This window comes from Massilia sp. Se16.2.3 (assembly GCF_014171595.1).
Classification (GTDB): domain Bacteria; phylum Pseudomonadota; class Gammaproteobacteria; order Burkholderiales; family Burkholderiaceae_D; genus Telluria.
On record NZ_CP050451.1, the window covers coordinates 597,397 to 622,019 of the forward strand.

General features: G+C 64.9%; 28 protein-coding genes, 1 tRNA gene and 4 pseudogenes. 14 read left to right on the top strand and 19 right to left on the bottom strand.

What is annotated here, in order from left to right:
- Positions 1 to 6 precede the first annotated feature (6 nt).
- The 14 genes and pseudogenes from gspD to G4G31_RS28005 form a co-directional block, all read right to left on the bottom strand.
- Positions 7 to 1,497 carry a type II secretion system secretin GspD gene (gene gspD / locus G4G31_RS27985; RefSeq protein WP_308622189.1) on the bottom strand — a complete coding sequence of 497 codons (1,491 nt, stop codon included), beginning with the start codon at positions 1,495 to 1,497 and terminating at the stop codon, positions 7 to 9.
- Positions 1,479 to 2,345: a secretin N-terminal domain-containing protein gene (locus G4G31_RS27990; protein WP_308622057.1), complete on the bottom strand. Its 867-nt coding sequence runs from the start codon at positions 2,343 to 2,345 to the stop codon at positions 1,479 to 1,481. Before G4G31_RS27990 ends, gspD begins: the two co-directional genes overlap by 19 nt.
- Positions 2,345 to 3,027: pseudogene (gene gspN, locus G4G31_RS28825) on the bottom strand (type II secretion system protein N). Before gspN ends, G4G31_RS27990 begins: the two are co-directional and overlap by 1 nt.
- A 123-nt stretch (positions 3,028 to 3,150) precedes the next feature.
- A complete protein-coding gene (gene gspM, locus G4G31_RS02835; RefSeq protein WP_229425303.1) occupies positions 3,151 to 3,636 on the bottom strand; it encodes a type II secretion system protein GspM in 486 nt (161 codons plus the stop codon).
- Positions 3,633 to 4,841, bottom strand: coding sequence for a type II secretion system protein GspL (gene gspL, locus G4G31_RS02840; RefSeq protein ID WP_229425304.1), 1,209 nt, complete (start codon positions 4,839 to 4,841; stop codon positions 3,633 to 3,635). Before gspL ends, gspM begins: the two co-directional genes overlap by 4 nt.
- A 16-nt stretch (positions 4,842 to 4,857) precedes the next feature.
- A complete protein-coding gene (locus tag G4G31_RS02845) occupies positions 4,858 to 5,211 on the bottom strand; it encodes a type II secretion system protein GspK (protein WP_229425305.1) in 354 nt (117 codons plus the stop codon).
- A gap of 17 nt (positions 5,212 to 5,228) precedes the next feature.
- Positions 5,229 to 6,020 carry a type II secretion system minor pseudopilin GspK gene (gene gspK, locus G4G31_RS02850; RefSeq protein WP_182990210.1) on the bottom strand — a complete coding sequence of 264 codons (792 nt, stop codon included), beginning with the start codon at positions 6,018 to 6,020 and terminating at the stop codon, positions 5,229 to 5,231.
- Positions 6,020 to 6,625, bottom strand: a complete 606-nt coding sequence (locus G4G31_RS02855; RefSeq protein WP_182990211.1) for a type II secretion system protein J — start codon at positions 6,623 to 6,625, stop codon at positions 6,020 to 6,022. Before G4G31_RS02855 ends, gspK begins: the two co-directional genes overlap by 1 nt.
- The gene (gspI, locus tag G4G31_RS02860; protein WP_182990212.1) at positions 6,622 to 7,014 is read right to left on the bottom strand and encodes a type II secretion system minor pseudopilin GspI; all 393 of its coding nucleotides are present in this window, start codon (positions 7,012 to 7,014) and stop codon (positions 6,622 to 6,624) included. Before gspI ends, G4G31_RS02855 begins: the two co-directional genes overlap by 4 nt.
- Before the next feature lie 2 nt (positions 7,015 to 7,016).
- A complete protein-coding gene (locus G4G31_RS02865) occupies positions 7,017 to 7,511 on the bottom strand; it encodes a GspH/FimT family pseudopilin (RefSeq protein WP_182990213.1) in 495 nt (164 codons plus the stop codon).
- A 9-nt stretch (positions 7,512 to 7,520) separates the two neighbouring features.
- A complete protein-coding gene (gene gspG / locus G4G31_RS02870; RefSeq protein ID WP_182990214.1) occupies positions 7,521 to 7,976 on the bottom strand; it encodes a type II secretion system major pseudopilin GspG in 456 nt (151 codons plus the stop codon).
- 221 nt (positions 7,977 to 8,197) lie between these two features.
- A pseudogene (locus G4G31_RS02875) lies at positions 8,198 to 8,960 on the bottom strand (ThiF family adenylyltransferase).
- Between the two features lie 255 nt (positions 8,961 to 9,215).
- On the bottom strand, positions 9,216 to 10,685 hold the full coding sequence (locus tag G4G31_RS02880) for a S41 family peptidase (RefSeq protein WP_182990215.1): 1,470 nt from the start codon (positions 10,683 to 10,685) through the stop codon (positions 9,216 to 9,218).
- Between the two features lie 16 nt (positions 10,686 to 10,701).
- Positions 10,702 to 11,172, bottom strand: coding sequence for a peptidoglycan DD-metalloendopeptidase family protein (locus tag G4G31_RS28005; protein WP_308622063.1), 471 nt, complete (start codon positions 11,170 to 11,172; stop codon positions 10,702 to 10,704).
- Here G4G31_RS28005 and G4G31_RS28010 point away from each other — a divergent pair.
- Positions 11,135 to 12,085, top strand: a complete 951-nt coding sequence (locus tag G4G31_RS28010; protein WP_308622065.1) for a hypothetical protein — start codon at positions 11,135 to 11,137, stop codon at positions 12,083 to 12,085. The genes G4G31_RS28005 and G4G31_RS28010 overlap by 38 nt on opposite strands.
- Before the next feature lie 69 nt (positions 12,086 to 12,154).
- Here G4G31_RS28010 and gpmA read toward each other — a convergent pair whose 3' ends face one another.
- Positions 12,155 to 12,901, bottom strand: coding sequence for a 2,3-diphosphoglycerate-dependent phosphoglycerate mutase (gene gpmA, locus G4G31_RS02890; RefSeq protein WP_182990216.1), 747 nt, complete (start codon positions 12,899 to 12,901; stop codon positions 12,155 to 12,157).
- A 124-nt stretch (positions 12,902 to 13,025) separates the two neighbouring features.
- Here gpmA and G4G31_RS02895 point away from each other — a divergent pair, with 124 nt between their 5' ends.
- The 5 genes and pseudogenes from G4G31_RS02895 (at position 13,026) to G4G31_RS02915 (ending at position 16,097) form a co-directional block, all read left to right on the top strand.
- Entirely contained in the window at positions 13,026 to 13,427 is a 402-nt protein-coding gene (locus G4G31_RS02895) for a rhodanese-like domain-containing protein (RefSeq protein WP_182990217.1), read from the top strand.
- A gap of 114 nt (positions 13,428 to 13,541) precedes the next feature.
- Positions 13,542 to 13,805 carry a glutaredoxin 3 gene (grxC, locus tag G4G31_RS02900; RefSeq protein ID WP_182990218.1) on the top strand — a complete coding sequence of 88 codons (264 nt, stop codon included), beginning with the start codon at positions 13,542 to 13,544 and terminating at the stop codon, positions 13,803 to 13,805.
- A gap of 182 nt (positions 13,806 to 13,987) precedes the next feature.
- Complete coding sequence (gene secB / locus G4G31_RS02905; RefSeq protein ID WP_182990219.1) at positions 13,988 to 14,449, top strand: protein-export chaperone SecB; 462 nt, start codon at positions 13,988 to 13,990, stop codon at positions 14,447 to 14,449.
- 163 nt (positions 14,450 to 14,612) lie between these two features.
- The gene (locus G4G31_RS02910) at positions 14,613 to 15,056 is read left to right on the top strand and encodes an SH3 domain-containing protein (protein ID WP_182990220.1); all 444 of its coding nucleotides are present in this window, start codon (positions 14,613 to 14,615) and stop codon (positions 15,054 to 15,056) included.
- A 27-nt stretch (positions 15,057 to 15,083) separates the two neighbouring features.
- A pseudogene (locus G4G31_RS02915) lies at positions 15,084 to 16,097 on the top strand (NAD(P)H-dependent glycerol-3-phosphate dehydrogenase).
- 74 nt (positions 16,098 to 16,171) lie between these two features.
- Here the strand turns inward: G4G31_RS02915 and G4G31_RS02920 are convergent.
- The 4 genes from G4G31_RS02920 to mscL are packed head-to-tail and all read right to left on the bottom strand — an operon-like array spanning position 16,172 to position 18,888.
- Entirely contained in the window at positions 16,172 to 16,546 is a 375-nt protein-coding gene (locus G4G31_RS02920; RefSeq protein ID WP_182990221.1) for a cupin domain-containing protein, read from the bottom strand.
- A 12-nt stretch (positions 16,547 to 16,558) separates the two neighbouring features.
- Positions 16,559 to 17,248, bottom strand: coding sequence for a DUF2461 domain-containing protein (locus G4G31_RS02925; protein WP_182990222.1), 690 nt, complete (start codon positions 17,246 to 17,248; stop codon positions 16,559 to 16,561).
- Between the two features lie 16 nt (positions 17,249 to 17,264).
- Positions 17,265 to 18,449 (bottom strand): trypsin-like peptidase domain-containing protein, encoded by a 1,185-nt coding sequence (locus tag G4G31_RS02930; RefSeq protein WP_229425306.1) that lies wholly within the window; start codon positions 18,447 to 18,449, stop codon positions 17,265 to 17,267.
- 10 nt (positions 18,450 to 18,459) lie between these two features.
- On the bottom strand, positions 18,460 to 18,888 hold the full coding sequence (gene mscL / locus G4G31_RS02935; RefSeq protein ID WP_182990223.1) for a large conductance mechanosensitive channel protein MscL: 429 nt from the start codon (positions 18,886 to 18,888) through the stop codon (positions 18,460 to 18,462).
- A 276-nt stretch (positions 18,889 to 19,164) separates the two neighbouring features.
- Here mscL and petA point away from each other — a divergent pair, with 276 nt between their 5' ends.
- The 8 genes and pseudogenes from petA (at position 19,165) to G4G31_RS27380 (ending at position 24,568) form a co-directional block, all read left to right on the top strand.
- Positions 19,165 to 19,779 (top strand): ubiquinol-cytochrome c reductase iron-sulfur subunit, encoded by a 615-nt coding sequence (gene petA / locus G4G31_RS02940; RefSeq protein WP_182990224.1) that lies wholly within the window; start codon positions 19,165 to 19,167, stop codon positions 19,777 to 19,779.
- 1 nt (position 19,780) lies between these two features.
- Positions 19,781 to 21,190, top strand: coding sequence for a cytochrome bc complex cytochrome b subunit (locus G4G31_RS02945; RefSeq protein WP_182990225.1), 1,410 nt, complete (start codon positions 19,781 to 19,783; stop codon positions 21,188 to 21,190).
- A gap of 27 nt (positions 21,191 to 21,217) precedes the next feature.
- A complete protein-coding gene (locus G4G31_RS02950) occupies positions 21,218 to 21,979 on the top strand; it encodes a cytochrome c1 (RefSeq protein WP_182990226.1) in 762 nt (253 codons plus the stop codon).
- A gap of 98 nt (positions 21,980 to 22,077) precedes the next feature.
- Positions 22,078 to 22,689, top strand: a complete 612-nt coding sequence (locus G4G31_RS02955; protein ID WP_182990227.1) for a glutathione S-transferase N-terminal domain-containing protein — start codon at positions 22,078 to 22,080, stop codon at positions 22,687 to 22,689.
- Between the two features lie 255 nt (positions 22,690 to 22,944).
- Positions 22,945 to 23,427 carry a ClpXP protease specificity-enhancing factor gene (locus tag G4G31_RS02960; RefSeq protein ID WP_182990228.1) on the top strand — a complete coding sequence of 161 codons (483 nt, stop codon included), beginning with the start codon at positions 22,945 to 22,947 and terminating at the stop codon, positions 23,425 to 23,427.
- Positions 23,428 to 23,454: 27 nt separating this feature from the next.
- Positions 23,455 to 23,530, top strand: a tRNA-Thr gene (locus G4G31_RS02965).
- Positions 23,531 to 23,826: 296 nt separating this feature from the next.
- Positions 23,827 to 24,255 (top strand): annotated as a pseudogene (locus G4G31_RS27375) (GIN domain-containing protein); the annotation flags it as partial.
- A 157-nt stretch (positions 24,256 to 24,412) separates the two neighbouring features.
- A complete protein-coding gene (locus G4G31_RS27380) occupies positions 24,413 to 24,568 on the top strand; it encodes a hypothetical protein (RefSeq protein ID WP_267873684.1) in 156 nt (51 codons plus the stop codon).
- Positions 24,569 to 24,623: the final 55 nt, after the last annotated feature.

The following is a 24,623-nucleotide window of genomic DNA, read 5'->3' on the forward strand; positions in this document are numbered from 1 at the left end:
GTGTCGTCACTTCTGGTTCGGCGGGGTCGCGGGCCGGAACTCAGGGGTAGTCTGAGTGCTGGGCTGAGACCCGGGCGCCTGGTTTTGCTGTACAGGTTGCCCAGCGCGGTTCGGCTGGCTCGTGCCGGGGCCGGTAGCGGCGCCGGGACGGGCCGCTACCGGAGCCGGCGGCGGCATGGTGGCCAGGGTGCCGCCGGCAGGCGGCTGGCCGTTCGTCAGCGGCGGCAGCTCCGGCGCGCCCAGGTTGCGCATCAGGAGAGTGTCGTCTTGCGGACGGGTCGTCGTCCCGAGCGCACGCATGTATTCGTAGCGGTCGAGCGAGATGCTGTTGTTCTGCTCCTTGCTGCGCACCACGACCGGACGCAGGAAGACCATCAGGTTGGTCTTGTTGCGGGCACGGCTGCGGTACTTGAACAGGTTACCCAGCACCGGGATATCGCCCAGGCCACGCACTTTTTCCTGGTCGTGGCTTTCGTCATCGGAAATCAGGCCGCCCAGCACAATGATCTGGCCATCGTCTGCCAGGACATTGCTTTCGATCGCGCGCACGGTGGTCACGATGCCTTCCGAACGGACAACGGAATTGTCGATACCCGAATTCTCGTGGTAGATCGACAGCTTGATCACGCCACCCTCGGAAATCTGCGGACGCACTTTCATCAGCAGGCCGATGTCCTTGCGGTCGACGGTCTGGAACGGGTTGCCTGCGCCGCTGCTGCCGGTCGTGAAGGAACCGGTGATGATCGGGATGTTCTGGCCCACCTTGATCGTCGCCAACTCGTTATCGAGGGTGATCATGTTCGGTGTGGACAAGATGTTGGCGGCGCCCTCGTTTTCAAGGGCACTGGCAACCGCGCCCAGGCCGAGCTGGCCATTGATCTGCTTGAAGATACCGAGCGTAAAGCCTGGCAACGAAGGCGGCGTGGTGGTGGTGCCGAGCCCGGCGCGCGCGGCGGCCGCCAGGTTGATCAGGTTATTCGCCTTGCCCGAATTGAAGGACTGCAAGCCACCCACGCGGTAGCGGCTGGTGTCGTCGCCCGACAGGCCCAGCCACTGGACGCCGAATTCGGAGGCTTTCTGCGAATTCATCTCGACCACCAGCGCCTCGATATAGACCTGGGCACGGCGCACGTCGAGCTGGTCGATGACGCCGCGCAGGTTACGGTAGATGGCGTCCGGCGCCGTGATGATCAGGCTATTGGTGGAAGCGTCGGCCTGGATGAAGCCGGAACCCTGGCCGCCGCCGGCGCCACCGGCCGTTGCCTGGCTCTGCTGGCTGAAGGTGTTGCCGGTGCCGCCCATGCCGATGCTGCTCTGCTGGCCCTGCTGGCCGCCGAGGTTGCCGCCGCCGGCACCACCCCGGGCACCGGCCTGGATCGAACCGCCCGAGGTGCCCTGCTGCTGGGTTGGGACCGCCGAGGCATCCTGCGACACGACGGCGCGCAGGGTTTGTGCGACGCGGCTGGCGTCGGCGTTCTTCAGGTAGACGACGTGGATATTGCCTTTTCGGTGGTCTCCTGGTCGAGCTTGGCGATCAGGGACTTGGCCAGGTTGGCGCGTGCCCGCGACGGCGCGCGCACGATCACCGAATTGGTACGCGGATCGGCCAGCACCGAGACGCGGCCGGAGTCGCCGCCGGCGGCCGGTTCCATCATGCGCGACACCAGGGTCGCGATGTCGCTGGCGATGCCGTTGCGGATTGGCACGACGTCGAGGTCGGATGCCACCGGCGCGTCGAGTGCGGAGATGATGCGCGCCAGGCGGCGCAGGTTATCGGCGTAGTCGGTGATCACCAGGCTGTTGTTGCCCGGATTGGCCATGATCGAATTGTTCGGCGAGATCAGCGGGCGCAGCACGGCCGTCAGGTTGGCGGCCGACTCGTAGGAAAGGTGGAAGATCTGGGTGGCGATCTGGTCCCCCTGGACGCGGGTGCCGCGCTTGCCGACCTGGGTCGGCGAGGATTGCAGCTTCGCTTCCGCTTCCGGCACCACCTTGGCATAGCCCTCGCCGGTGGTGACGACGGCAAAGCCCTGCAGGCGCAGTGCCGAGGTCAGCAATCCAAAGGCCTGGCTCTTGGTCAGCGATTTTTCCGACACGAGCGTCAGGGTTCCCTTTACGCGCGGGTCGACGATGAAGGTCATGCCCGTGTAGTGGCCGACGGCCTTGATCACCGACTCGATATCGGCATTCACGAAGCTCAGCGCGGCCGCATTTTCCTCGCCCTGGCTTTGAGCCAATGCCGGTGCCGGCGGCAGGGCCGTGGCGACGGCGCAGCACAGCATGGCGCCGGCGGCAATACGGCGCAGGGTGGGGAATTCGTAGGTGCTACGGAAAGTTGTTTTCATTATCTGAACTCTAATGCGATTATGTTTTTACCGTTCACCATGCGGCGCTGCCCCAGCAGGTTCAGCAAATTGCCCAGGGTCTCTTCATATCCTTCGCCGGCCATCGCCTGCCCGGAAAAGCGCAGGCGTCCGTTCTGCAATGTCCCATTTCCCGACAACAACAACGCGCCACGCACCGTGCGCAGCACCAGATCGGCCTGCTGGCCGCGCCAGTCCATGGCCATCTCGTAGCTGCCCAGCGGCTTGATCGGCGACATGCGCGAACCCATGTCGGCCATCGACAGGACCGTGCGCCCGTTGACCGCGACGCTGTTCGGCACGCGCGCCAGGTCGAGCCGGTTCCGGAGAGCCGGATCACGCCCGAAGGCGCCAGCGTGTTCAGTGGCGCGCCCAGGCCGGCGAGCCCCTCGGCCGGCAGCAGCAGCTGGCCCTCGCTCACCTGCCACGCGCTCCAGCTGCCTTCGATGTGGACGGGCTGTGCCAGCGCCAGCGGATTTTCCAGGTTCATGTCGACGCGGCCGAACAGCACCAGCGGCGACAGGCGCCAGCTGAAGCGGCCCGGCAGCAGCGGCGTCACCGCCCCGCCCGCGTTCGGCGCGCCGCCCACAAAGGCTGAGCCGTTCCAGAGCGTACCTTGCGCATCCCCCAGAGTCAAACGGCCGCCGGTCTGGCGCTCCACCATCGTGCCGAGCCAGGTCGCCGGCAGGAAGACGAGCACCGTCAGCGCCACCACCAGCGCGGCGGCGGACCAGCCAGGCCAGCATGCGCCTCATCGGGCGCCGGTCCCGGTATCCCTGGCGCAGCGTCAGGTTGGCGTCGACATTGCCGACCGGATCCTGGGCGCTGAAGGTGCCTTCCGGACGGCGATGCGGTTCTCGCGGCGCTGGGCATCGAGCCAGGCCACCAGGTTCGCAAACGACACGCCGTTCACCTGCAGCCGTGCGTATTCGCCGGTCAGCGTGAGCGAGGCCGGCGTGATGCTGCGCGCACCGAGGCTGGCCTTCAGGCTGGCCTCGGTCATGGGCGTCACCGGCACCGGCTGCTGGCCGGCGAGCCCGCGCGCGACCTGCGCCATGCCCGCCAGCTGCGCGGCCTGCTGGCGCAGCTCGGGAAGCGAACGCTGCAGCTGGGCACGGCCCTCGACCGCCGGCTCGATCAGCCCCATGTACACCAGCGCCAGCAGGACGACGCCAAAACCGACGCCGAGATAACGCCGCTCCTGCTCGCTGCGCGCGATCCAGTAAGCCGTGGCACGTTCGCGCGTACCGCCGAAAATGTTACCCAGGTTCATTGCGTAGCTCCCGTGCTGCGGATCCGCCAGTTGGCGGGCGCAATTGCTTCCAAGGTGAGGCTGCGCGCCGACAGGGCCGCCTGCAGTTGCCGGAGCGCGGTCGGATCGACCGTCTCTGGTTTGACGCGCACGTTAAGCGCGCGTTCCTTGTATTCGATTGATGTAATGCCGGGCGGGCTCGCCAGTTGACGGCTGGCGTCGCCCAGGGCCGCGGCCAGGTAGATGAATTCGTCGGTGCCGATCTGGCCGCTGCCGGCCTGGGCGCGCGCAATGTTCTGGCGCATTTGCGCTACCGGATCGACCATCGGCGTGTTCGGGTAGACCGACTGGAAGGTCTGGTTCATCTGCTGGCGCACGGCGTTCGCTTCGCCGCGCAGGCGCAGCCATTCGATATTGATGCCGGCCAGGTTGACGACCACGCCCAGCAGCGCCAGCGCGATCGGCACGCGCCAGCGGCGCCAGTCGCGCTGGCGCGCGCCGGCCGCGCCCAGGCCCGGCAGCAGGTCGAAGCCGGCGCTGTTGGCGCCGGCGATCCAGTGCGCCCAGTCGTCGGCTTCGAGCACGGTGCCGGGGCCGGCCTCGGCCAGCAGCACGCCGTATTCGCCGAGCTGCGCGTGCGGTACATACAGCGTCAGTGGCGCGTCGCCGGCCAGCGCGCGGGCGGTTTGCAGGGCCACCGCCGGGTTGGCGTCGAGCGCCAGGCCGAAGCCGGAATACGGACCCTGGCGCAGCAGCAGTTCGCCGGCGCCGATCGTGGCGCTGACGCCGCCCGGCTGCAGGGGCAGGCACAGTTGCGCCGGCACGACCGCCACGGCGCGGGCGCCCGGGCCAGCAGCGTACGCACCAGCGGCTCGAGCCAGTCGCGCTGCACCACCGCGACCGGGCGGGTGCCGTCCGCCGCGACGGGACCGGCGACGAGCACGCAGTCGGCCGGGTCGCCCCGGGACATGTTCTTCGACCAGGCCAGGCAAGGCGGCGCGCAGTCGCGCACCGGCCAGCGGCGGCATCGACAGCGACAGCAGGTTGACGTCGGCGCCGGCGAGCAGCAACACCACGCGGCGGCTGGCGGCAACGACATCGGTGAGATTGCGCAGCAGGCCTTCGCCCTGCTGGGCGATGCCGCCGCCGTCATTGACGACGGCAAAACGGCACAGGGCGCCTTCGCCTTCGGCGCGCGCTGGATGCCGGATATAAAGTGTAGTCAAACCGTCTCGCTTTCTTTTAATTTTGACGAACCCAGACCACCGACACGCCGCCGCCGATCACGCCCGGCTGCCGCTTGATCAGCGACAGCGCGTTCAGGGCGGCGCGGTCGAGGCGGATGCGGCTGTTCACCAGGAACCAGTCGCTGTGCACGCTCGCCGAATCGGCCACCAGCGGGCGGTTGCCGACTTCCTGCTGAAACTTGCCGATGTCGTCCCAGGGCACGTTGCGGCGCCGCGCCAGCAGCGCGTTCGCTTCCGACAGCGAATAATTCGGAATTACCGCCGACAGCACCTCGGCCGACGCCGTATTCACGTTCACCGGCGTGCGCTCGGGCAGCACCACCACGTAGGGGCGCAACCGCTCGAGCATGTCCGGCGTAAATCCTTTTACTGCCAACAAATCCTCGACTTCGAGGAACTTGATCGGCGTACCGAGCCCTCGCGCGTGACCGCCAGCGTCTCGGGCCCGCTCACGCCGCTGCCGCCGCCGTCGGCGCCGCCGCCGCCATCGACGCCCCCACGCCGCCCTGGCCGACCTGCCCCTCCCTTGCCACCGCCATTGCCGCCACCGGCTTCGCCCTCGCCGCCTTCGCCATTGCCGCCGCTGCCCGGGTCGAGCTCCTGGCCGCCGACTTCCTGGCCCGTGATCGGGTCGACCTGGCCGACTGGCACCACTACCGGCTGGCTGCCCGCGATCAGGTTGGCCGTGGTACGAGCCAGCACCGGATTGATTTGCAGGTTGCGCAGCAGGCGTTCGAAGATTTGCAACTGAGCAACATCAATGCGGGTGCCGCGCGCCAAATTACGTAGATTGTAACGCGAGGTGGCGTCCGAGATGTTGCCAGAAAGACTAGCATCGAAGGTTTCTCCTTCGACCCGTTCGCGTTCAATGTACTGGTCGAGCCGGGTTTCAGCCAGTGGCGTGGCCCAGACCGCGGTCAAGGCGGTGTAGCGTGGATTGTCGTAAGCATCCTGGCGCAGCACCAGGCTGGCCCAGTCGAGCGCCCCGCGCAGGATCCAGCGCGTCTGCAGGTTCAGGCGCTGGTTTTCCATCGAGCGTACTTCGACCTGCTGCTGCCAGAACAGGCTGGCCACGATCGTGATCGCCAGCGTGGTCAGCAGCAAGGCGGTGATGACGGCGACGCCGCGCTGGCGCCGCTGGGTGGGTGCACGTCGCATCAGATGCTCCCCAACAGGAAGGATTTGGTGAGCGGCTGCGGGTAGCCGCGCGTGGCCAGCACCACCTGCAAGCCGCCGATCGGCTGGGCGATGCCGCCCTGCGCCGCCGCCTCGGCTTGCCGGCGCCAGCCGTTGTTTTGCCAGACCAGCACCCCCATCGATTCGACGTTGCGCTGCAGCGTGACGGCACCGGTGGTGTCGAGGTCGCTGACGGACGCCTGCCACAAGGCATCGAGCTGGAGCAGGTCGCGGGTGGCGATCGATTCTCGCCGCAGCAGGGCGCCGTTCACCAAACGGTAGGCAATCACCTGCAGCCGCGCCGGTTCGTTTTCGTTGAAGACGGTGCGGACCAGGGTCAGGCGGTTGTCCTCGCCGAGCAGGAAGGGCCGGCGCCCGAGCACGCTGGCGCTGGCCGCATGTTCGCAGTCGCTCTGCATCTGGGCAAAGGCCAGCTGCATGCCGCGCGTCATTTCCATTTGATCGGTCAGGGCGGCGCGGGCGCGCACGATGCCGTCCAGGCCGCGCCAGCCGAGCACGGCCACCATCGCCAGGATGCCGATCGCCACCAGCAGCTCGACCAGCGTGAAACCGCGATTCCGTTTCATGGACGCGGCCTCAGGACCAGCTGGACCAGCTTGAGAATGCGCCGGTCGGGACGGTCGAGGTCGAATACGGATACCTCGACCCGGCGCAGTTGCGGATTCGGGCTGGCCAGCACTTCTTCCTGGCACATCAGTTTCAGGTCGCCCTGGGGGCAGGCATAGCTGCGCTTGCCGATTTCGGGGAATTCCTTGCCGAGGCGAATTTGCACGAGCCGGTTCTCGGCCGACCAGGTGGCCATCATCGAGGCGCGCAGGCCGGCACTGTTCGAGGCCAGGCTACCTACCGCGCGCAGGCCGGCGCCGAGCGCGGTGCCGACGATAACGAGCGCCACCAGCACCTCGAGCAGGGTAAAGCCCTGGATTGTCGCCAGGCGTGGGCAGGGAGACAGCATCTTTATTCCACAGTGAAATGGCCGACGCCATCGGCGCGGATCGCCACGCGGTTGTCGCCGCTGGCCAGGGTCAGGACGAAGGGTTTGTCGACCGGTTCGCGGCCGAAGGTGACGCGCACGATGTCACCGGTTCCGGTACCAGCCGTGGGCGGATCGAGCAGCAGCCGGATCGGTGCATGGCGGAAGGCGCGCTGGCGCAACAGGTCGTCCTGGGTGACGGCCTCCCAGCCCTGTTCGCCGCGCACCAGGAAGCTGTAGCGTTCGGGAGTGGCTTCGAAGGCGACCTGCCGGTTGCGCACGATCGCTTCGTCGCGCGCCAGCTGCAGCAGCAGGGTCAGGCGCTTGGCTTCATCGACGAGGTCCTGGCGCGGGCTCGGGATCGCGTTCACAGAGACGAGCCCGAGCGTGATGCCGATGATGACCATCACCACCATGATTTCGACCAGGGTGAAGCCGGCGGCGCGGCGAGGTGCGGCCAGCGGCGCGACGGCGGTCATGGTCGAGGCTTAATCCTGCCAGGAGCCGATGTCGGCGTCTTCGCCCTGGCCGCCGGCCTGGCCGTCGGCACCGTAGGAGAAGATGTCGAGCTCCTTGCCGTGGATGCCGGGCTGCAGGTACTGGTAGGGGTGGCCCCACGGGTCCTTCGGCAGCTTGTCGATATAGCCGCCTTCCTTCCAGCCGTTGGCCGCCGGGCCCGAACTCGGGCGCTCGACCAGGGCCTGCAAGCCCTGCTCGGTGGTCGGATAGCGCTGGTTGTCCAGTTTGTACATCTTGAGCGCCGACATCAGGTTGCCGATGTCGGTCTTGGCCGCGACCCCGCGCGACTCGCCGACACGGCCCAGCAGCTTGGGTACGACCAGCGCGCCCAGGATGCCGATGATGACCACGACAACCATGATTTCAACAAGGGTGAAGCCGCGCGCGGAACGGCGGCGAAGTGCGCGTTGCGAAACGATGTGCATAGTCAATCTTGGGTAGGTGGATCAGGTGGATCGGAACAAGCGGAGCGCCTAACAAAACCTCCATAGCTGCGTTACATCGTCTCGCCGTACAGGTGTACTGTCTTCGACGATGCGCCTTGCTCTGAAGCTTGTGTTAAGCGCTCATAGTATAAGGCCGTTTGGCGGCAGCGGCCACCGGCGGCGGTGCGCCATTGTAAGGCAGAGCAGCGCTACATCGCAGCTCAAATGTGTGCACCCCTATTCGAGCAGACAGGGCAGTCCGGATTGCGCGCTGCAGCAATCCCGGTCCACTCCATCGCCCGACCGTCGAGCAGCAGCAGGCGCCCGCGCAGCGGCGTACCTACCCCCATGATCAGCTTCAGCGCCTCGGCCGCCTGCATCGCGCCGACCACGCCGACCAGGGGCGCGAACACCCCATCGTGCTGCAGGCGGCGTCCTCGAAACCGCTGTCCTCGGGGAACAGGCAGGCATAGCAGGGGCAGTCGGCCGTGCGCATGTCGAACACGGATAACTGCCCGTCGAAGCGGATCGCGGCGCCCGCCACCAGCGGCACGCGAGCCTCGACGCAGGCCCGGTTCAACGCGTGACGGGTAGCGAAGTTGTCGCTGCAGTCGAGCACGACCGAGGCGCCCCGTGCCAGTTCCAACAGGCGCGCGGGGCCGGCCCGTTCGCGCAGTGCAATAACTTCGACCTCGGGATTGAGCGCCTGCAGTGCCGCCTTGCCGGATTCGACCTTGGGCTGGCCGATGCGCGCATCCGTGTGCATGATCTGGCGCTGCAGGTTGGTGAGGTCGACCGCGTCGTCGTCGACCAGGGTGATGCGGCCGACGCCGCTTGCCGCCAGGTACAGCGCGGCCGGCGAACCGAGGAACCGCCGGCACCGATGACCGGGGCGTGGGCCGCCAGCAGGCGCGCCTGCCCCTCGATGCCGATGTCGTCGAGCAGGATGTGGCGCGAGTAGCGCAGGAGCTGGGTGTCGTTCATGGGTGGATAACAGTGCCGTGGCCGTAGGGTGGGCACTCCGTGCCCACGCGTAAGCGCGTTCGGTGTTGGCGTGGTTTTACTCGGAAACGTGAGCAGGTAAAGGTATCGCTGCAAGGACGCGGTATCGCTGCAAGAACGCGGTATCGCTGCAAGGACGCGGTATCGCTGCAAGAACGCGCCCTGCGGGTCCGGTGCCAGGCGCCCCACAATGCCGCCATCCGCGTGGGCACGGGGTGCCCACCCTACGTGATCATCCTACTTTTTCGCGCCCTTCAGCTCGGGCGGTTTCGTCTCGGAACCCGGCACCGCTTTCGCTTCCGGCGAGGTCACTTCGACTGCCTCGGGTTTCGCCAGTTTGACGGGCAAGCCCTTGAAATGGTTCAGGGCCTGGGCCAACTGGAAGTCGTCCTTGCCGCCCAACTCCAGCGGCTTGCGGTTCTTCAGCAGGGCCAGCGCGCGCTGTTGCTGCTCGGCGCTGTCGCGTGCATCCTTGGCCGCGCCCGCCTTTTCGTTCTCGCCCGTCAGGTGGCGCTGCAAATCGACTTCGCGCACGCGCAGCGCGTTCAGGCCGTCGCCTTCCGCCGTTTCGTCCACGGCCAGGTCCGGATTGATCCCGTTGGCCTGGATCGCGCGGCCCTTCGGCGTGTAGTAGCGCGCCGTGGTCAGCTTGATGGCGGTGTCGGGGGACAACTGGCGCAGCGTCTGCACCGAGCCCTTGCCGAAGCTCTGGCTGCCCATCACGATGGCGCGCTTGTAGTCCTGCAGGGCGCCGGCGACGATTTCCGAGGCCGATGCCGAGCCGCCATTGATCAGCACCACCATCGGCACGGTTTTCAGCTGGGCCGGCGCCTTGGCCAGCGGATCGCCGCCGCGCTCGGCGTAGAACTCGCGCCGGCCGTAGTAACTCTTGTTCGAGTCGGGCAACTGGCCCTTGGTGGAAACAATCAGCTCTTCCTTGGGCAGGAAGGCGCTCGACACGCCAATGGCGCCGGGCAGCAGGCCGCCCGGGTCGTTGCGCAGGTCGAGCACCAACCCCTTGATCTCGGGGTTGTCCGCGTACAGCGCTGCCGTTTTGCCGGCCAGCTCTTCAAGCGTGGCTTCCTGGAACTGGCTGATGCGCACCCAGGCGTAACCAGGCTCGACCATCTTGGCCTTGACGCTCAGCACCCGGATTTCCTCGCGCGCGAGCGGCACCACCCAGGGGCGGTCGTCGCCGCGGCGGGCAATCGTCAGCGTCACCTTGCTGCCGGGCTTGCCGCGCATTTTCTTGATCGCTTCGTCGAGTGACAGGCCCTTGACCGGGACGTTGTCGATGCGGGTGATCAGGTCGCCGGCCTTGATGCCGGCGCGGTAGGCCGGCGAATCCTCGATGGGCGAGACGATCTTCACGTAGCCGTCCTCGGAAGCGACCTCGATGCCGACCCCGACGAACTTGCCGCGCACGCTGTCGCGCATTTCCTTGTAGGCCTTCTGGTCGAGGTAGACCGAGTGCGGGTCGAGCGAGGCGACCATCCCGCCGATGGCTTCGGACAGGAGTTTCTTGTCCTCGACCGGCACCACGTAGTCGCTCTTGATCAGGCCATAGACGTCGGCCAGCTGGCGCAGTTCGTCCAGCGGCAACGGGCCGTCTCCCTTTTGTGCCCAGGCCGAGACCTGCGCCGTCAAGGCCACCCCGGCCACCAGGCCCAGGCCGACCAGCCCCATGTTTTTCGCTTTGTTGCCCATCGCTGCCCCTAGAATCCTAGAATTTGATCCAGCTTGCCGGATCGAAGGCCTTGCCCAGATGCCTGAGCTCGAAGTATAGCCCCGATTCCTCGTTACCGCCGGTGTTGCCGGCGCTCGCGATCGGCTCGCCGGCGCGCACCGCGTCGCCCAGGCGCTTGAGCAGCGTCTGGTTGTTGGCATAGATCGACAGGTAGTCGCCGCCGTGGTCGATGATGATCAGGTTGCCGAAGCCGCGCATCCAGCCCGAGTGCACCACGCGCCCCAGCGCCACGGCGCGCACCTCGGTGCCTTCCGGCGCCTTGATGAACATGCCCTTCCAGCTTGGGCCGTCGCCGCCGCGCTTGGCGCCGAAGCGCGCCGCGATCGTGCCCGACACCGGCGCCGTCAGCTTGCCGCGCATGCTGGCGAAGGCCCCGGCGGGTGCAGCGGGCGCCAGCGAGATGTCGGGCGTGCGTTCTTCCGGCTCGGCCGGCTTCGGTGCCTGCACCACTTTCGGTTCTTCCGGCGGCAGCGGTTTCGGTGCCGGCTTGCCGGCTTTCGCCGCTTCGCGCGCCAGGCGCTCGCGCTCGGCCTTGGCTTCGGCTCGCGCCAGCGCGCGCCTTTTCCGCCGCTTCCGCTTCGGCCTTGGCCTTGGCGCGGGCAGCGGCGAGCGCTTCCCGGCGCTTGCGTTCGGCTTCGGCCTGTTCGCGGATCAGGCGCGTCAGGCTGTCGACCAGGCCGCTCAGGCGCTGTTCGTCGCGCTCCAGGCTGTCGACCTGCTTGCGCTGGCTGACCAGGCGGCTCGACAGCTCGCCCAGCAGGGCGGCACGTTTCGCCTTTTCCTTCTCCAGCACGGCCTTCTGGTCGCGCTGCTCCTGGGCGATTTCTTCGAGTTCGGTTTTGGCGTTCTCGACCTTCTCGCGATTCTGCTCGACCTGCGCCAGGTTGGCGTTCAGGGCGGACAGCAATTTCGCTTGCGCCTGCGAGACATAGGCCATCATCTGCAGGTCGCGGTTGATCCGGTTCGGGTTATCTCCCGAGAGCAGCAGCTTGATGCGGTCTTCGTTGCCGGCGACATAGTGCTCGCGCAGCAGGGCCGACAATTGTTTCTTCTGTGCCGCAATTGTTTGTGCGAGGCGTTCCTGTTCGGTACCCAGGTCCTGCAGGCGCAGGTTGGTCTCGCGCTGTTCGTCGGCGAGGTCGCGCAGCGCGCGGTTGGCGTTCGAGATCGCCTCTTCCGACTCGGCCAGGTTGTCGGCCACGTCTTCCTTCTCGCTCTCGGTGCGGCTGATTTCCTTCTTGAGTGCGGTCAGCTTTTGCTGGATGCCGGCGCGCTTGGCCTCGGCCGCCGCTTTTTGCCGGCTGCGTTCGGTCGGCTTGGCTGCACCGGCCGCGCAGGCGGGTGCTACCAGGCCGCTTGACAGGCACACCGCCAGCAGGCCGCACAGCAGGGCGCTGCCGGCCGACTTCTTGATTGGGAAACGCAAGACTTACTTCGCCTTCCCTTGATTGGCAACCGCTGCCATGGCGGCGGCGATCGCTTCCTGGTCGCCCAGGTAGTAGTGGCGGATCGGCTTCAGGTCGGCATCGAGTTCGTAGACCAGCGGCTGGCCGTTTGGAATGTTGAGGCTGACGATGTCGCTGTCGCTGATGTTGTCGAGCATTTTGATGATGGCGCGCAGGCTGTTGCCGTGGGCCGAAATCAGGATCTGCTTGCCGGCGCGGATGGCCGGGGCGATTTCGTCGTTCCAGGCGGGCATCACGCGCGCCACCGTATCCTTCAGGCACTCGGTAAGCGGGATCTGCGATTTGTCCAGGCTGGCGTAGCGCGGGTCCTTGAACGAGGTGCGCTCGTCGGCTTCTTCCAGCGCCGGCGGCGGCGTGTCGTAGCTGCGGCGCCAGACCAGCACTTGCTCGTCGCCATACTTCGCGGCCGTCTCGGCCTTGTCCAAACCTTGCAGGCCGCCATAGTGGCGTTCGTTCAGGCGCCAGTCGTTCTTGATCGGCAGGTACATCTGGTCCATCTCGTCGAGCGCCAGCCAGAGGGTGCGGATGGCGCGCTTCAACACCGAGGTGTAGGCCAGGTCGAAATGGAAACCGGCTTCGCGCAGTACGCGGCCGGCGCTGCGCGCCTCGTTGACACCCTTCTCGGTCAGGTCGACGTCGGTCCAGCCGGTAAAGCGGTTTTCCAGGTTCCAGGTCGATTCGCCGTGGCGCATGAATACGATTTTGTACATAAGCTCTTCTCTACTCTATATAAAAGTCTGCGAAGGGACCCCGGGTCGATCTCGAGGTGCCAAAAGATTCCTGTCCGCCTTCTATTTTATAATGCGCGGATTGCGTTCAACCATTGGAAACCTTGTGAAATTCATCCTCGATAATATCTTCATTGTTGCAATCGCCCTCGTTTCCGGTGGCGCACTGCTGTTCCCCGCCCTGCTGCCGAAGGGCCGCCGCGCCACCGCGGTCCAGGTTACCCAGCTCATCAACCGGGGCAAGACCACGGTCGTGGACGTCCGTACTGCCGAGGAATTTGCCGCTGGCCACGTGCGCGACGCAAAAAACATTCCGCTGGCAGACTTCGGGAATCGCATCGGCGAACTGGAAAAAGCGAAAAGCCGTACCGTCGTCGTGATTTGCCAGAGCGGCGCGCGCTCGGACAAGGCCGTGCGCCTGCTGAAAGCCGCCGGCTTTGCCGATGCCCTGAGCCTGGAGGGCGGCATGACGGCCTGGACGGCAGCCGGTTTGCCGGTGACCAAGTAAAAGTGCCTGATCAAGTCGTTCGCCACGCGTTGCAGGTGCGCCTTCCGGGGAGGCGCTGCAGCGCGGCGATGCAGGTTTGTCAGGTGCGCTAAATCAAGACAGGAAGGAATTCAAATGACTGCCCATGTTGTGCTCTACCACACTGCCAGCTGCCCCTATTGCGTGCGCGCCGAGCGCCTGCTCGAAGCGAAAGGCGTGACCGACATCGAGCGCATCCGCGTCGACCTCGACCCGGAACAGCGCCAGATCATGATGCAGAAGACGGGCCGGCGCACGGTGCCGCAGATCTACGTGGGCGAGACCCACGTCGGCGGCTTCGACGACCTGTACGCGCTCGACCAGGCTGGCCGCCTCGACCCGCTGCTCAAGGGCGAGTAAGGAAAAGTTCAGGCAAATCAAGGCAAGACAGCGTCTGCGCAAGGTGGAGAGCGGTTATATCGCCCCTCTCTCGCCGGAGCTATTGCATCCAAATTGATTTTGATACAATTGCCGCTGCGTTTGACGCCAGCCCATCAGGGACGGCGCTGGCCGTCCCTTCTACTTCATAACGAAAGCGTTCCATGTCTGACGAAAATCTGCAACCAGTCTTCCAAATCCAACGCGTCTATCTGAAGGACATGTCGCTGGAACAACCGAATTCCCCGGCCATCTTCCTCGAGCAGGAAGCCCCGACCATCGAGGTGTCGCTGGACGTCGGCGCCGAAGCCATCGCCGACGGCATCTACGAGTCGACCGTGACGATCACCGTGACGGCCAAGGTCAAGGACAAGGTCGCTTTCCTGGTTGAAGGCAAGCAAGGCGGCATCTTCGAAGCACGCAACATCCCTGCCGAGCAGATGGATCCGCTGCTGGGCATCGGCTGCCCGAACATCGTTTATCCTTACCTGCGCAGCAACATCGCCGACGTGATCACCCGTGCCGGCTTCCCGCCTGTGCACCTGGCCGAGATCAACTTCGAGGTGTTCTACCAGCAGCGTCGCCAGGCGATGGCCGAAGCCGCTGCCGGCGCACCGGCGAACTAAGCAAGACTGACGTTGGCACTCGGGTAGTAGCCGGTCCATGCGATCGGATCCTGCCCCGACGTGCCCCGCAGTTCCGTGACGGGCATTCGTGTTGCGCTGCTAAAGCGCGGTGCGGATGCCCTTCCTGCCATCTAGGCATCGGTTTACCGCGCCAAGGCCTGCCATGACCATTCCTCGCCCGTTCGCCGCCGCCCTGTTGCTACTGGCATGCGCCAGCGCCAGCGCCTTCGACTTCCGTTCGGTCGGCGCACCCTCCGTGCTGCTGTACGACGCTCCCTCGGCCAAGGGCGGGAAGCGCTTCGTGGCGCCGCGCGGCATGCCGGTCGAAATCCTGGCGCGCTATGGCGACTGGGTCAAGGTACGCGACGCCGATGGCGACCTGACCTGGACCGAGGCGAAGGGCTTGTCGGCGCGCCGCAATGTGGTCGTGAAAGTACCGCTGGCACGCCTGCGCGCGGCGCCCGAGGACAACGCCCCCATCCTGATGAACGCCGACAAGGGCGTGCTGCTCGAACTGGTCGATCCGCAGGCGACCGGCTGGGTACGTGTACGCCACCAGGACGGCATTGGCGGCTATGTACGGGCCGCCGATGTCTGGGGCATCTGAATCGACACCATGCAAGAATTGAAGAAAATGAACAAGATCACTGTCCTCGGCGCCGGCGCCTGGGGTACCGCTGTCGCCATCGCGGTAGCGGCCCGCCACGACGTGCTGCTGTGGGGCCGCAATCCCGAGCAGATGGCGGCCACTGCCGCGGCACGCGAGAACACCCATTACCTGCCGGGCCAGCCTCTGCCCGCCGCCCTGCGCGTGAGCAGCGACTTCGAGGAGGCGCTGGCCCACGTCGAGGGGGGCAAGCGAGGACGAGGCGCCGCTCTTGATCGCGGCCTGCCCGGTGGCCGGCCTGCGCCCGCTGCTGGCCAGCCTGAAAGGCCGGGCAATCCCGAACGTGGTCTGGCTCTGCAAAGGCTTCGAATACGGCACCGGCCTGCTGCCGCACCGGGTGGTGCGTGAAGTGCTGGGCGACACCGTGCCGGGCGCGGCCCTGTCGGGCCCCTCGTTCGCCAGGGGAAGTCGCGCGCGGCCTGCCCTGCGCGCTGACGGTGGCATCGACCTCGCCCACCCTGCGCGAGCGCGTCGTCGCCGCTGTCCACGGCGGCAAGGTCCGCGTGTACGCCTGCGACGACGTAGTGGGCGTGGAAGTGGGCGGCGCCGTCAAGAACGTGCTGGCGATCGCCACCGGCACCGCTGACGGCCTCGGCCTTGGCCTGAACGCGCGCAGCCCTGATCACGCGCGGCCTGGCCGAAATCACCCGTCTCGGCACCGCGCTCGGAGGACGCGCCAGTACTTTCATGGGCCTGACCGGCATGGGCGACCTGATCCTTACCTGCACCGGCGACCTGTCGCGCAATCGCCGCGTCGGCCTGGCGCTGGCGCAGGGCAAGCCGCTGGACACGATCGTTGCCGAACTGGGCCACGTGGCCGAAGGGGTGCCGTGCTCGAAGGCGGTGCGCGAACTGGCGGCGAAGATGGGCGTGGAAATGCCGATTACCGACGCGGTGGCGGCCGTGCTGTTCGATGGCTACGATGCGGCGGAAATGGCGAAGCAGCTATTGGCGCGCGATCCGCGCGATGAGCTGGCGTAGTTTGTACGCGTAATGGCCCGCGACGCGTGCCAACCCCAGGGTGAACGTGGCCGGCCACGTCCCCCCAGGCCAGGTCAAGCGGCCTGTCCGCGCGGGTCGTTGGTCGGTCCGCCGGTACGCACCTGCCCCAGCAGGATCGTCATCAGGGCCACGCCGTCCTGGTTGGCGCGGATCGCGTGCGGTTCGCCGCCGGCCAGGTACACCATTTCATTCGGCCGCAGCACGATGGTGCGGCCATGCGCATCGACGGCGAGTTCGCCTTCCAGGCACAGCAGCGTGATTTCTCCCTCGACCCGGTGTTCCGGCATCGGCTTGTCCTTGGTGACGACCAGCCGGATCAGTTCCATGTGTTCGGTCTTTGCCAGCGCAATCGACGTGAAGTTCGCGATGTCGTCTTCGCCGCGTTGCAAGGCGATCCGTTCGCCCGATGCTGCATGTTGCAAGGCCATGTCGCCCCCTTTCTACTCGTCTTCGGTTGTATGCGGAACCGCGCGCAGCCATTTCACCAGCGCAAAGGCATCCTCGAATCCGCGCGCCAGGCGCGGCACCAGTTCGTCGGGCGCATTCAGCGTCAAGGGCACTTCGGTCCACACGAAAAAGCTTTTCAGCTTGATGTGCTCGATATGCGGATGGGCCGGATCGAAACCTTTTGGCGGACGCTGCAGCTTGTCTTCGTCGAGCAGGTCGCCATAGGTCGCGCGCAGGTGTTTATTCTTTAACATTTTTGCGAAACCTGTCGCATCGTTGACGACGTGTTCGCGGATCGCCTTCAGGCGCGCGGCCGGCGGCAGGTATTCCCCCGCGCCGAAACCGAGGGTGCCGTCGCCCTCGATCTGGAAGTAATAGGTCGAGCCGCCGCCCTCGCTGGGACGGCGCCGGTTGTTCGGCGTGATGCCGGCCGAGAAGCGGGTTTTATAGGGGGTCTTGTCGTTCGAAAAGCGGATGTCGCGATTAATGCGGAACATCGCCTTCTTTGGATCGACGGCAGCGACGTCGCGATCAAAACGGGACAATTCACGGATCAGCTCGGTCACCACGGCCTGGAATTCTTCGCGCAGGATGTCGTAGCGCGGCTTGTTCATGATGAACCAGGGACGGGTGTTGTTTTCCTTGAGTTCGGTAAGGTATTGCGTCAGGTCGCGCAGGTGCATGGGATGTCGATCAAGGTTACTGGAGAGCGCGTGGACGCTTGCCGACGGTGACGGCGACCGTGGACTCGCGATTCTGGCGCATCAGCGTCAGGCGCGCCTTGGCGCCGGGTGCCAGCCCGGCAATGAGGTTGAGCATCTCGCCGGTATTGGCCACCTTCTTGCCTTCTACGGCAAGGAGGATGTCGCCCGGACGTACGCCGGCGCGGTCGGCGGGGCCGTTGCGCACCACGCCGGCGATGATGGTGCCGCTCTTGCGGGCCAAACCAAAACTGTCGGCAAGTTCCGGGGTGATGTCCTGCGACTCGATGCCGATCCAGCCGCGCACGACCTGGCCGCTCTTGATGATCGATTCGAGCACGTTGCGCGCGGTGGAGACGGGGATGGCAAAACCGATCCCGACCGAGCCGCCGGTCTGCGAGTAGATCGCCGAATTGATGCCGAGCAGGTTACCGTGGATGTCGACCAGTGCCCCGCCCGAGTTACCGAAGTTAATCGCCGCATCGGTCTGGATGAAATTCTCGAAGTGGTTGATGTGCAGGTTGTTGCGTCCCACGGCCGAAATGATGCCCATGGTAACGGTCTGGCCGACACCGAAGGGGTTGCCGATGGCCAGTACGACGTCGCCGACGCGCGCCTCGTCCGGCTTGGCCAGCACCATCACCGGCAGGTTCGGAGCGCCGATGCGGATCACGGCCAGGTCGGTCTCGGGGTCGGTGCCGACGATTTTCGCACTGGCCTTGCGTCCATCGGCCAGGCCGACCTCGATCTGGTCGGCACCTTCGACGACGTGGAAATTGGTCAATATATAGCCTTCGCTGCTGACGATCACGCCCGAACCGAGGCTCGACATCTGTTCCTCGGGCGGCATGCGGTCGCCGAAGAAGCGGCGGAAGAAGGGATCCTTCAGGATCGGGTGGGCTTCGCGCGAGGTCTTGCTGGTGAGGATGTTCACCACTGCCGGCATGGCGCGTCCGGCCGCTTCCCGGTAGCTGCCCGCAGGGGGGCTCGACTGCGCCTGCAGCAGCGGCACCGCGCCCGCGCCGGGGCCGACCGGCACCTGCACGGGTGCGCGCTTGAACCAGTCGGGGCGCAGGGTCGCGGCGACAAAATACAGGGCCAGCGCAACCGTCACCACCTGGGCGAACAGCAGCCAGAGGCGGCGCGCGGCGCCTGGACGGGAGATGACGACGTCGTCTTTCACTTTGTCCGCGTCAGGGTTTTTTTGTCAGGGCGTCGCGGATTTCGCGCAGCAGCACGATGTCTTCCGGCGTGGCGGGGGCTTTCGCCTGCTCTTCGGGCATGACACGCTGGCGCATGCGGTTCATCAGGCGCACCATCTGGAAAATGATGAAGGCGAGAATGACGAAATTCAGGAGAATCGTCAGGAAATTGCCGTACGCAATGACCGCACCGGCTTTTTTTGCTTCGGCCAGCGCCAGGCCGGGAGCCTGGTTATTCAAGGGTATATAGTAATTGGCGAAATCGAGTCCGCCAAACAGTTTCCCGATTGGCGGCATGATGACGTCTTGCACCAGCGAGTCGACGATGCGCCCGAACGCCCCTCCGATGATGACGCCGACTGCCAGGTCGACCACATTGCCACGCATGGCAAACCGTTTGAACTCCTCCAGCATCGCCATCCTGGCTCCCGATTGATCGATTTAGCTCGTGTGATGATACCGCAAGGGTTGCGCGACCGTTCGCACGCCCTGTTGGGGCCTGCCGCGGGCCTGCCGGCGCAGGGCGAAAACGGCCGCGCTCATGCAGGTTGGGCACTCGACAGCAGGCCCATGCCACGCCAAGCGCACACTGCATATATTTTTCTCCAATAAAGATTGCCATTCACATATAATTTTGTGTTGCTGCAAGCTCTTAATTGATTCTCAAGATTCGTAAATTCACGGAGTGGGGTTGGTATGAGTAATGAAAAGCAGGTCGATTCAGGCCGGCGTGGGCTGCTCGTCGCCACATGTGCGGCGGGTGGCGTCGTCGGTGTGGCCACGGCAGGTGCACTGGTCAGTACGTTCCAACCGTCCGAGCGCGCCAAGGCCGCCGGCGCTCCGGTCGAAGTCGATATCTCCGACGTCAAGCCGGGAGAGATGAAGGTCGTCGAGTGGCGCGGCAAGCCGGTGTGGATCTTGCGCCGTACGCCGGAAATGCTCGCCAGCATCCCGAAAAACAACGACCTGGTGGCCGACCCGAACTCCGAGAAGGTCTACCAGATCGATATGCCGGAATACGCGAAAAACGAATTCCGTTCCCGCAAGGAGCACCAGGAAGTCCTGGTCACCGTCGGCATCTGCTCGCACCTGGGCTGCTCGCCCTCCTCCCGTTTTGCCGAAGGCCCGCAGCCGAACCTGCCGGACAACTGGCACGGCGGCTTCCTGTGCCCCTGCCATGGCTCGACCTTCGACCTGTCGGCACGCGTGTTCAAGAACAAGCCGGCGCCGACGAACCTGGACATCCCGCCTTACATGTACATGACCGACACCCGCATCGTGATCGGCAAAGACGAGAAAGGCGAGGCATAACATGGGCGGCCCATTCAAGGAAACCAAGCTGCCGGCCGCCGCGCCGGCCGGCCACAAGGCGCTGGCCTGGATCGACGACCGCTTCCCGCTGTCGAAGCTCTGGAATGACCAGTGGGGCAAGTACTACGCCCCGAAGAATTTCAATATCTGGTACCTGTTCGGCTCGCTGGCGATGCTGATCCTGGTACTGCAGATCGTCACCGGCATCTTCCTGACGATGCATTACAAGCCGGACGCCAACCTGGCCTTCGGTTCGGTCGAATACATCATGCGTGAAGTACCGTCGGGCTGGCTGGTGCGCTACATGCACTCGACAGGCGCATCGGCGTTCTTCATCGTCGTCTACCTGCATATGACCCGTGGCCTGCTCTACGGTTCCTACCGCAAGCCGCGCGAGTTGATCTGGCTCTTCGGTTTCGCAATCTTCCTGTGCCTGATGGCCGAGGCCTTCTTCGGCTACCTGCTGCCATGGGGCCAAATGTCGTACTGGGGTGCGCAGGTGATCGTCAACCTGTTCGGCGCCATCCCCGTGATCGGCCCGGACCTGTCGCTGTGGATCCGCGGCGATTACGTGGTGTCGGATGCGACCCTGAACCGCTTCTTCGCCTTCCACGTCATCGCCCTCCCGCTGGTGCTGCTGGGCCTGGTTGCAGCGCACTTGATCGCCCTGCACGAAGTCGGCTCGCTGAACCCGGACGGCATCGAAGTAAAAGAAAACCTGGGCCCCGACGGCCATCCGCTGGACGCCATTCCGTCGCATCCGTACTACACGACGAAGGACTTGTTCGGCGTCTCGATGTTCCTGCTGATCTTCTCGGCGGTCGTGTTCTTCGCGCCTGAGATGGGCGGCTACTTCCTCGAGTACAACAACTTCATCCCGGCCGATTCGATGAAGACGCCGCCGCACATCGCGCCGACCTGGTACTTCACGCCGTTCTACTCGGTGCTGCGCGCGACGACCGAGGATTTCATCCTGATCCTGATCGCCGCGATCGTGCTGTACGTCGCCTTCGTCTGGATGAAATCGCGTCTGTCCTTCATGAAAAAGGTGCTCGTTGCCGCGATCGCCCTGGTACTGATCATCGGCATGCTGACGCTGGAAGCGAAATTCTGGGGTGTGGTCCTGTTTGGCTCCTCGGTCGTGATCCTGGCCCTCCTGCCGTGGCTGGATCATTCGCCGGTGAAGTCGATCCGCTACCGTCCGAGCTGGCACAAGTGGGTGTACCTGGTGTTCGGCGCTGCTTTCGTGACGCTGGGCTACCTCGGCACCCAGGCGCCGACCCCGGCCGCTGGTGTCGTGTCGCAGGTGTGCACGCTGTTGTACTTCAGCTTCTTCCTCCTGATGCCATGGTGGAGCGCCGCCGGCCAATTCAAGCCGGTTCCGAAGCGCGTGACTTTCCAGCCGCATTGATTCCAGGACTCGAGCACAAGGACAACCATGAACTTCATGAAGAAACTGATCGCAGTCCTGGCGCTGGTGCCGGGACTGGCCTGCGCGAGCGAAGGCGGCTTCCCGCTCGACCGCGCCCCTGAACGTAGCGACATGGCGTCGCTGCAAAACGGCGCCAAGCTGTTCGTCAACTATTGCCTCAATTGCCACTCGGCATCAGCGATGCGCTACAATCGCCTGCGCGATCTTGGCCTGAGCGACGACCAGATCAAGGCAAACTTGTTGTTTTCAGCAGACAAGGTTGGCGAGATGATGACCACGGCAATGCGCCCGGCCGATGCGAAGGCCTGGTTCGGCGCAGTGCCACCGGACTTGTCGGTGATCGCCCGTGCGAAATCGTCGCCGGCAGGCAGCGGTGCCGATTATCTGTACACCTACCTGCGTACCTTCTACAAGGACGACACGCGTCCGACCGGGTGGAACAATATGGTCGTGCCGAACGTGGCGATGCCGCACGCGATGTGGCAGCTGCAGGGCGTGCGTACCCCAAAGATGACGGAAATGCCGGACCCGCACGAGCACGGCAAGACCATCCACAAGTTCGCCGGCTGGGAACAGGTGGCACCGGGTGCGATGAATGCGCAGGAGTTCGACACCGCAACGGCTGACCTGGTTGCTTACCTCAGCTGGATGGCTGAGCCAGCGCAAGGAACGCGCAAAAAACTGGGGGCGATCGTCGTGATTTTCCTGGCAATCTTCTCCTTCCTGGCCTGGCGTTTGAACGAGTCGTACTGGAAAGACGTGAAGTAATTCGTTTTCATTGCCCGCTTGGCTATAATACGGGCAATCATTTTTCGGGGTGAGTCGCTTGGCGCTTCACCCCTTTGTTTCTTAAGGAACTATAAACCATGATGGTTCTCTACTCCGGCACCACGTGCCCGTTCTCCCAACGCTGCCGCCTGGTCCTGTTCGAAAAGGGCATGGACTTCGAGGTCCGTGACGTCGACCTGTTCAACAAGCCGGAAGACATCTCCACGATGAACCCGTATGGCCAGGTACCAATCCTGGTCGAGCGCGAACTGATCCTGTACGAATCGAACATCATCAACGAGTACATCGACGAGCGTTTCCCGCACCCGCAGCTGATGCCGGCCGACCCGCTGATGCGCGCCCGTGCCCGCCTGATGCTGTTCAACTTCGAGAAAGAACTCTTCGTTCACGTGCACGTCCTCGAAGGCGACCGCAACAAGACGAACGAGAAGGCCCACGACAAGGCACGCGCGGAAATCCGCGACCGCCTGACCACGCTGGCCCCGCTGTTCCTGAAGAACAAGTACATGCTGGGCGACGAGTTCTCGATGCTCGACGTCGCGATCGCGCCGCTGCTGTGGCGCCTGGACCATTACGGCATCGAACTGTCGAAAACGGCAGCCCCGCTGATGAAGTATGCCGAGCGCATCTTCTCGCGTCCGGCCTATATCGAAGCGCTGACCCCGTCCGAAAAGGTCATGCGCCGCTGATTCCAGGGCAGTCAGGCGTGGTGCCGCATGCCGCGGCGCGCGCCTGTCGTATCCGTACTTCGTTTTACCCGCGTCACTGTTATTGTTACCCCAACCCGCAGGCGGCGACGCCTTGCGGTGAATCGCAGTAGACTGGCCCTACGCATCTTGCATAGCGCATCTTGCAGCAGCCTGCGCACGGCAGGCTTCAGGGCGACAGTCACGGCCCTTACCCGTTTGCCGGTTCATCCGCGGATCCTTGTTTACTGATTGCACATGCCTGATATTTCCACCAAACCCTACCTGCTGCGCGCCATTTACGAATGGTGCACCGACAGTGGTTTCACGCCGTATCTCGCAGTGAAGGTTGACGCGGCCACGACGGTTCCGATGGAATACGTCAGGAAAGGCGAGATCATCCTGAACATCAGTTATGGCGCGACCTCGGGCCTGAAAATGGACAACGACGCCATCCAGTTCCGTGCCCGCTTTGCCGGTGTCTCGCGCGAAATCTATGTGCCGGTACAAAATGTGCTGGCGATCTACGCCAACGAGAATGGCCAGGGCATGGCCTTCGACGTCAGCACCACCGCCGCCGAGATGCCGCCACCCGCCGAGGAAGCTGCCGCCTCCCCTGGCCTGTCGGCCGTGCCTGGTGTGACGAGCGAGACGCCGTCCACGACGCTGTCGCATTCCCCCGACGGCGACGACGAGCCGCCGAAAAAAGGCGGCCGCCCGACGCTGACTCGGATTAAATAGCGTTATAATTCCTGCCGTACAGATTACGCCGGCTTAGCTCATTTGGTAGAGCAGTTGATTTGTAATCATCAGGTGGCCAGTTCGAAACCGGCAGCCGGCACCACTAGCGTAGTCAAAAAGCCCAGCCCTTACCGGCTGGGCTTTTTGCTTATAGGGCTGCGCGCTTTCCTTAGCGCGGCAGGTACAGGTGGCTGGGCAGTACGAGGGCAGCGGCTGTGCGGGCTGTGGGGCAAATTCGGATGCTCGATCGTCGATACCGGGTATATCGTTTACGCAGCTCACGCCGCATATTGTGCAGCCCGTCGCACGGCGCGCGCAGCGCGCAAGGTAGCCCTTTACAGTGTTTCCATCGATTCCCATACGGAGACCACCATGAACAAACTGCTCGGCACCACCCTGATGGCATCGCTTTTCACGCTGAGTGCGGGCGCTGCCTGCGCGGCTGACCTGGTGCGCGAGACACGCGCCGTCGACACCCGCGTCACGCGAGTCAAGCTCGACGGCGTGGTCGACCTGCTTGTGCGGCAAGGCGCGCAGGCCTCGCTCGTGGTGGCGGGCGAGCGTGCCGATGTGGCGCGCGTGACGACCCGCCAGCGGGGAGAGACGCTGGAAATCGGCACCGAGAAACGCAACAACTATAGCCTTGGCCGCAATCCAAAACTGCGTGCCGAACTGACAGTGCCGAACCTTGCCGAGTTCGTCTCGGAAGGCGTGGGTGCAAGCACGGTCAGCGGTTTCGGCGGCGACAAGATCGTCGTCTCCCTGGACGGAGCCGGCGCTATCACGCTCAATGGCAACTACCGGAATATCGACGCCCGCCTGGGTGGCGTGGGCAGCATGACGATCGACGCGGCCAAGGCCGAGCGTATGGACCTGGCACTGCGCGGCGCGGGGCAGCTGGCCGTGACCGGGCAGACGCGCACCTTGCACGCCACCCTCGCCGGCGTAGGGGAACCTCGATGCGGAAAAGCTGCGCGCCGATACCGTGAACCTCGACCTGAGCGGCCTCGGCGGCGCAAGCGTGTATGCCAGCACGGCGGCGAACCTGAACCTGAGCGGCATGGGTTCGGCCACGGTGTACGGCAAACCGGCGCAGCGCAATGCCACGACCGATGGCATGGGCAAGGTGAGCTGGCGCTAAAGGCCCGCGTGGCGGCAGCTCCTGCAGTGTGAATGCAGCCCGCAAGGCCGGGCTG

What these genes read in the sequence shown, in the direction of transcription:
- G4G31_RS02960 (WP_182990228.1), top strand. Translation starts at nt 22,945, where the DNA reads ATGCCTGATATTTCCACCAAACCCTACCTGCTGCGCGCCATTTACGAA.
- G4G31_RS02950 (WP_182990226.1), top strand. Translation starts at nt 21,218, where the DNA reads ATGAACTTCATGAAGAAACTGATCGCAGTCCTGGCGCTGGTGCCGGGA.
- gspI (WP_182990212.1), bottom strand. Translation starts at nt 7,014, where the DNA reads ATGCTGTCTCCCTGCCCACGCCTGGCGACAATCCAGGGCTTTACCCTG.
- grxC (WP_182990218.1), top strand. Translation starts at nt 13,542, where the DNA reads ATGACTGCCCATGTTGTGCTCTACCACACTGCCAGCTGCCCCTATTGC.
- G4G31_RS02865 (WP_182990213.1), bottom strand. Translation starts at nt 7,511, where the DNA reads ATGACCGCCGTCGCGCCGCTGGCCGCACCTCGCCGCGCCGCCGGCTTC.
- gspG (WP_182990214.1), bottom strand. Translation starts at nt 7,976, where the DNA reads ATGCACATCGTTTCGCAACGCGCACTTCGCCGCCGTTCCGCGCGCGGC.
- G4G31_RS02855 (WP_182990211.1), bottom strand. Translation starts at nt 6,625, where the DNA reads ATGAAACGGAATCGCGGTTTCACGCTGGTCGAGCTGCTGGTGGCGATC.
- petA (WP_182990224.1), top strand. Translation starts at nt 19,165, where the DNA reads ATGAGTAATGAAAAGCAGGTCGATTCAGGCCGGCGTGGGCTGCTCGTC.
- mscL (WP_182990223.1), bottom strand. Translation starts at nt 18,888, where the DNA reads ATGGCGATGCTGGAGGAGTTCAAACGGTTTGCCATGCGTGGCAATGTG.
- G4G31_RS02955 (WP_182990227.1), top strand. Translation starts at nt 22,078, where the DNA reads ATGATGGTTCTCTACTCCGGCACCACGTGCCCGTTCTCCCAACGCTGC.
- G4G31_RS27990 (WP_308622057.1), bottom strand. Translation starts at nt 2,345, where the DNA reads ATGAAAACAACTTTCCGTAGCACCTACGAATTCCCCACCCTGCGCCGT.
- G4G31_RS02925 (WP_182990222.1), bottom strand. Translation starts at nt 17,248, where the DNA reads ATGCACCTGCGCGACCTGACGCAATACCTTACCGAACTCAAGGAAAAC.
- G4G31_RS02880 (WP_182990215.1), bottom strand. Translation starts at nt 10,685, where the DNA reads ATGGGCAACAAAGCGAAAAACATGGGGCTGGTCGGCCTGGGCCTGGTG.
- G4G31_RS02910 (WP_182990220.1), top strand. Translation starts at nt 14,613, where the DNA reads ATGACCATTCCTCGCCCGTTCGCCGCCGCCCTGTTGCTACTGGCATGC.
- gspM (WP_229425303.1), bottom strand. Translation starts at nt 3,636, where the DNA reads ATGAACCTGGGTAACATTTTCGGCGGTACGCGCGAACGTGCCACGGCT.
- G4G31_RS02920 (WP_182990221.1), bottom strand. Translation starts at nt 16,546, where the DNA reads ATGGCCTTGCAACATGCAGCATCGGGCGAACGGATCGCCTTGCAACGC.
- gpmA (WP_182990216.1), bottom strand. Translation starts at nt 12,901, where the DNA reads ATGTACAAAATCGTATTCATGCGCCACGGCGAATCGACCTGGAACCTG.
- G4G31_RS02845 (WP_229425305.1), bottom strand. Translation starts at nt 5,211, where the DNA reads ATGCTCGAGCGGTTGCGCCCCTACGTGGTGGTGCTGCCCGAGCGCACG.
- secB (WP_182990219.1), top strand. Translation starts at nt 13,988, where the DNA reads ATGTCTGACGAAAATCTGCAACCAGTCTTCCAAATCCAACGCGTCTAT.
- G4G31_RS02945 (WP_182990225.1), top strand. Translation starts at nt 19,781, where the DNA reads ATGGGCGGCCCATTCAAGGAAACCAAGCTGCCGGCCGCCGCGCCGGCC.
- gspK (WP_182990210.1), bottom strand. Translation starts at nt 6,020, where the DNA reads ATGCGACGTGCACCCACCCAGCGGCGCCAGCGCGGCGTCGCCGTCATC.